3 protein-coding genes are annotated in these 3,609 nt (G+C 38.3%); all 3 read left to right on the top strand.

The features are described 5' to 3' along the window. Window positions 1-322 precede the first annotated feature (322 nt). The 3 genes from QM374_RS10665 to QM374_RS10655 all read left to right on the top strand — a co-directional run bounded on the left by QM374_RS10665 (window position 323) and on the right by QM374_RS10655 (window position 3,489). Entirely contained in the window at window positions 323-1,798 is a 1,476-nt protein-coding gene (locus tag QM374_RS10665; protein WP_414311731.1) for a plasmid recombination protein, read from the top strand. A 752-nt stretch (window positions 1,799-2,550) separates the two neighbouring features. Then, window positions 2,551-2,700 carry a ribbon-helix-helix domain-containing protein gene (locus QM374_RS10660; RefSeq protein ID WP_414311730.1) on the top strand — a complete coding sequence of 50 codons (150 nt, stop codon included), beginning with the start codon at window positions 2,551-2,553 and terminating at the stop codon, window positions 2,698-2,700. A gap of 102 nt (window positions 2,701-2,802) precedes the next feature. Beyond that, complete coding sequence (locus QM374_RS10655) at window positions 2,803-3,489, top strand: replication protein (RefSeq protein ID WP_414311729.1); 687 nt, start codon at window positions 2,803-2,805, stop codon at window positions 3,487-3,489. Window positions 3,490-3,609 lie beyond the last annotated feature (120 nt).

Below are 3,609 nucleotides of genomic sequence, written 5' to 3'. Positions count from 1 at the left end.
CGACTGACATTTTGAAAAAATGTCTCGCTCGAAATCGAGCGACAAAGAGAAAACTTGGGGTTCGAGTTTTCTCTTTTTTCGTGCGTTCATTCGCACGAATTTGCTCTCTGCAAGAGTCCCTCGGAGGAGCGTTTGCGTTTTGACGAACCGCTAGGTTTGTCAAAACAGCATAAACGTTACTCTTTTGACAAAAGAGTAACAGAAAAGCTATAATAAAACCAAGCGTTGCTTAATTTTATTATAGCTAGAATTGAGCAAGCAATAGACTTTGTCGGCTTGCTCGTCCTCCCCTTTTGGGAGGACAAGGGGGGAGGAAATTTGGATGGTACAACTGAGCATTTCTTTTAAAACAAGTACCAAGATGACGAGTATCAAACACAACAATCGAGATTTGACAGAAGAAGAATTTAAACAGCCTCAACACCAACATATTGACCAAGATAAAATCCACGAGAATATTTACATCAAACAAGAACCCATCAAAGAGGCCTATGAAAAGATTTTCGGTTCTGCCCTTGAAGAATATAATTCAAAACAAACTCGGAAGGACAGACGGATAGAGGACTACTTTCAGCACGTCAAAAAGAGTAAAACCTTAGACTTACAGAGAGAATTTATTGTCGGAATCGGTGATAAGTATGACTGGGATAGAATTAAAAACAGTACTGAAGCAAAGCGATGGGTGGGGGAGAAATTAGCCGAGTATGTAGAGGAGTTCCAGGAAAGACACCCTCACTTGTATATCTACAATGCAGCAGTTCACTTGGACGAAAAAGGACATCCTCATGCTCATTTCAACATCATTCCAGTTGCAGAGGGATACAAAAAGGGCTTGAGCATTCAACCAAGTTTTAAAAAAGCCCTCCAGAATGAGGGGAATTTTGAAAAAGGGCGCCATCAGTTGCGAGTATTCAAAGAGCAAGAAGTCAAAATTTTATCTGAGAAGATGAAGTCATTAGGGATTGAACGAAAACTAGTTGGAACAAATGACATCAAAGACATGCGTGAATACAAGCGACTGGTAAGAGAACTTGAAAAAGAGAAAGAAGCGATCTCGGAGGAAGTTCACAAGCACAGAGAACAGGCTTTAGATGAACTTTTGGAAGTAGCAGACGAAATTAAAGCCAATAGAGAAACACTGAGCAGACTGAAAGATTCTATTCAGGAAAAAAGGGAGGAGTCGGTTCAGCTCTCTTTAGAGGGCGAAAAAACGCTCTCTGAGCTCTCTAACTTACAAGATAGGGTAAAAGGTCTAGAAAGTGAAAAGAGGGGCTTAGAATCGAAAATAGAGGCCAAATCGGGCGAGTTAGTGCGACTAGACGAAAAAATAGAGCAACAAAAGAGTTTTTTGAACGATTTATCAAGAGAATATGCTCTTAATCCATTGCCAAGTGAAAAAGAACGAAGCTATTTTTTTGAAATGTTAGAAAAGGCTAAAAAGACGATTACAGGGAAAATAACCTTCGATTTTGATTTTGTGAGCCAGTTAAAAAATTATATCCATTCGGTCAATAAAAAAATTCAAGGTCTAATTTCTCAAAATATCCTTTTGAGAAGGCAGTTGGAGATGAAAGATACGGAACTAGGGAAAGTAAAGTTTGATTTGAAGTTAGCAGAAGCTAAAAATAAGGGCTTTGATGACAAATTTAAGACTTACAAAGAAAAAGCGGATGTCCTAGATAAACTTTCAGATGTTTTGAGTGAAAAAGAAATAGAATTGCTGAATGACCGAATAATAGCTTTAGAATCAAGCAAAACTTTCTCAGTAGACAGAGATTTTCAAGGACCAGAGCTTTGAGCGATTTATGCCGTGAAAGCTATTTGACAATAAGCAGTGACAGAGTACGCTAGGACGTGCCGAGCCGTAAGGCTGAAGCATTACGGACGGACACGGACAAAGGACGGCAGTCACTGGTTACTTGTTGTCAAATAGACCATGGAATAAAGTAAGCGGACATGATATAATAGCAAAGTCGCTAGTTCTTCCACTAAGTAACGCGAACTTAGATTGGAGGTGAGCGTTTTGAAGACTTTCCTCGAACTTGTTTTGATTCCTTTTGCGGTTGGCGTTGCTGCAGAAGTAGTTGCTGATTGGCTAATTCAGTACATCAAAGACAAAAGCGACAAAAAATAGCCTGAGTTCTTTTTAGGACAAAAAAGAAAGGCAGTAGTTCCAGCTACTGCCTTTTTTGCGTTTTGCTATTCGTTTCCTCGAACTATAGCGTTTATATAATTATAACACGTTGAAGTCTATGTGTCAAAATTGGGTACGTGGGAAAAATTGAGGGGGATTTTTTCTCCGAAAAAATCTAAAATCTGGGGGGGCTACTACGACCCCCCTTATAGTGCCGAGTGCCAAATCAAGAAAAAAAGTGCCTTTAGCCTTAGAGCCACAGGGGTTTGAGGTGTGCGAGCCTCTAGACGAAAATCGACTCAGGGGTCGCAAAAAATGACCTTGAACGTGCAAAAAAACGGAGATGATGTAAAAAAAATTGACTTATATTTCAAAAAAATGTAAAATATTTTTAAAATATAAGTTGAGGTATAAGAATGGTTGAAACAAAAAAGAGGGTATCAATCGGTTTGACAGATGAGCAATACAAATTAGTTGATGAATTATCAAAATCAAGAGGATTTTCAAAATCTGCTATTTTTGTTCTTGCGCTTGAAGAATATGCTAAAAAGCAATTTGAAAAATAAAGAAAGGAACCAAAAAAACCGCTGAGCATTTTGCAGGGCTAGCGGTTTTCTCGGGAAAATTGAGACGCTTTTTGCGTTCTCATATTGGTTAGATTATAACATATGGCAAAAGAAAAATCTAGAAATTTTACATTTCTTCTCTATCCTGATGGAGAAGGATTTCCAAATGATTGGGAAGAACGATTGGAAAAAATTGGAGTGCCGATTGCAATTAGTCCGCTTCATGATAAAGATAAGGCGAAAAATCGTTCCTTCAAAAAAGCGCATTATCATGGGATTTATATTGCTAATAATCCAGTAACTGCAGAATCTGTTCGTAATAAACTTAAAGCAGTTTTGAGTTCAGAAACAGAAGAGTGTAAGGCAGTTGCTAGAGTTCAAATTATTTATGAAGCAGTAGAGAACGTCTATCTCTATTTGACCCATGAGAGTAAAGATGCGAGAGCAAAAGGCAAGCATGTTTACGATAAAAAAGACATTAAGCATATCAATAATTTTGATATTGAGCGATATATTACGATTGATGTTGAGACGAAAAACGAAGTACTGAAAACATTACTTCAAATCATTAGAGCATACTCGATTCCAAATGTACTTGACCTCCATGATTTCATCGAAGAAAATGGGGCTGTTTATGGTATTGATATGAATTTGTTTTTATCGACGATTGAAAGCAAATCAAGTATTTTACGTTTGTATTTTGATGGCGCATATCAGAGAGGGAAAAGGGGGCAAGTGCCGAAAGAATTTTTGGATTTTGGTCGGACAATGGCGAAGCCGTCCGACTGACATTTTGAAAAAATGTCTCGCTCGAAATCGAGCGACAAAGAGAAAACTTGGGGTTCGAGTTTTCTCTTTTTTCGTGCGTTCATTCGCACGAATTTGCTCTCTGCAAGAGTCCCTCGGAGG

Source organism: Streptococcus infantis (genome assembly GCF_047465525.1).
GTDB lineage: Bacteria > Bacillota > Bacilli > Lactobacillales > Streptococcaceae > Streptococcus > Streptococcus infantis_R.
The sequence above is the reverse complement of the archived record's forward strand: the minus strand, read 5'-3'. Positions and strand labels throughout refer to the sequence as shown.

What these genes read in the sequence shown, in the direction of transcription:
- QM374_RS10665 (WP_414311731.1), top strand. Translation starts at nt 323, where the DNA reads ATGGTACAACTGAGCATTTCTTTTAAAACAAGTACCAAGATGACGAGT.
- QM374_RS10660 (WP_414311730.1), top strand. Translation starts at nt 2,551, where the DNA reads ATGGTTGAAACAAAAAAGAGGGTATCAATCGGTTTGACAGATGAGCAA.
- QM374_RS10655 (WP_414311729.1), top strand. Translation starts at nt 2,803, where the DNA reads ATGGCAAAAGAAAAATCTAGAAATTTTACATTTCTTCTCTATCCTGAT.